Here is a 313-nt window from a genome sequence, read left to right on the forward strand (position 1 = left end):
ATTTTGAGCAAGTCTTTATCACCGTCGAGCTGCTCTTCCGTCAATTCTTTGAGCAGCGCCATCTGATCCTGATCGTCAAACAGAGAGAAACTCGCTTTCAGCCCCAGTACTTTGTACTCACGGCGAATGATATTCAGGCCCAGCGTGTGGAAGGTCGACACCATCAGCCCTTTGGCTTCCTGGCGACCCAGGGTCTGCCCGACCCGCTCTTTCATTTCCCGCGCCGCTTTATTGGTAAATGTCAGCGCAGCAATATTGCGGGCTTTGTAGCCACATTGCTGTACTAAGTAAGCGATTTTATTGGTGATGACCC

The 313-nt window shown here is 51.1% G+C and carries 1 protein-coding gene; it reads right to left on the reverse strand.

The annotated features are described in order from the left end of the window. Window positions 1–313: UvrD-helicase domain-containing protein (locus ACYP03_RS25310; protein WP_459782573.1), on the reverse strand; the 313-nt coding region annotated here is incomplete at both ends.

Source organism: Photobacterium sp. R1, from assembly GCF_054600795.1.